Genomic DNA, 1,322 nt, shown 5'->3' on the forward strand with positions numbered 1-1,322 from the left:
CGGGAGGCCCGGGGGAGACGGCGTCCGGGGGGACGAGTACTCCTCGCCGCCGCCCTGGCCGTGATCCTGGCGGCCTGCTCGGGAGGGGGGCCGGGACCGGGGGAGGACCGGGACGGCGCTGCCGGGGAGCCGGGCGCCGCCGCCCCGGCAGGACCCTCCCGGGGCAACCCCCACCTGCTCGGCGACGGCTCCACCGCGCTGACCGGGCAGCAGCCCAACCAGCCGGTCGTCGATCGCCTGGAGCCCGGCGGGAAGCCGCCGCAGTTCGTGGTCTTCTCCTGGGACGGGGCGGGGGAGGACGGCAACCGCCTGTTCTCCCGGTTCCGTGAGATCGCCCGGGAGAGCGACGCCCACATGACCTACTTCCTGACCGGCATCTACCTGCTCCCCGAGAGCCGGCGCGACCTGTACGCGCCCCCCGGTCGTTCCCCCGGCGCCTCGGACATCGGGTACCTCTCGGACGAGAGCATCGCCGCCACCCTCGAACAACTTCGCGGTGCCTGGCTGGACGGCAGCGAGATCGGCACCCATTTCAACGGCCACTTCTGCGGACCGACCGGAGTGAACACCTGGACGCCGGAGGACTGGATCTCGGAGACCGAGCAGGCCAAGTGGATGGTCTCCAACTGGAAGACCGTCACCGGCTGGGACCACCTCGAACCGCTCCCCTTCGACTACGAGGAGGAACTCGTCGGCGGTCGCACCCCCTGCCTGGAGGGCCGGGACGCCCTGCTGCGCGCCGCCGCGGACCTGGGGTTGCGCTACGACTCCAGCGGCAACGGACGGCAGGTGTGGCCCGACCGCACCCCCGACGGGGTGTGGGACATCCCGCTCCAGCAGGTGCCCATGCCGGGCCGCTCCTTCGAGGTGCTGGCCATGGACTACAACTTCATGGTCAACCAGTCCGGGCCGGGCAGCGGCGACCCGTCCATGCACCCCTTCTGGGAGCAGCAGACCCGCGAGGGCCTGTTGCAGGGCTTCCGCCGCGCGTACGACGGCAACCGCGCGCCGTTGATCATCGGCAACCACTTCAACGGGTGGAACGGCGGCATCTACATGCGTGCCGTGGAGGACGTGATCCGGGAGATCTGCCCGATGGAGGACGTGCGCTGCGTGTCCTTCCGGCAACTGGTGGACTGGCTGGACGCCCAGGATCCGGAGCTGCTCGCCGCCCTGCGCACCCTGGACGTCGGCACCGCGCCGGCCGGCGGCTGGGAGGCCTTCCCCGCCCCGTCGACGGTCGCGGCGGCCCCTCCGGGCCCGGGGGCGGGGACCGACCCCTCGTCCTGAGGGGCGCCCCGTGACGGGGCGCCCCTCAGGAC

General features: G+C 72.8%; 1 protein-coding gene. It reads left to right on the forward strand.

From position 1 onward, the window contains the following. The coding region (locus tag FOE67_RS25885) for a polysaccharide deacetylase family protein (RefSeq protein WP_438874314.1) at positions 1-1,290 on the forward strand (1,290 nt) is incomplete at its 5' end. Between the last annotated feature and the right edge of the window lie 32 nt (positions 1,291-1,322).

Origin of the sequence: Streptomyces calidiresistens, assembly GCF_014141525.1 — a bacterium.
Lineage (GTDB): Bacteria > Actinomycetota > Actinomycetes > Streptomycetales > Streptomycetaceae > Streptomyces > Streptomyces calidiresistens.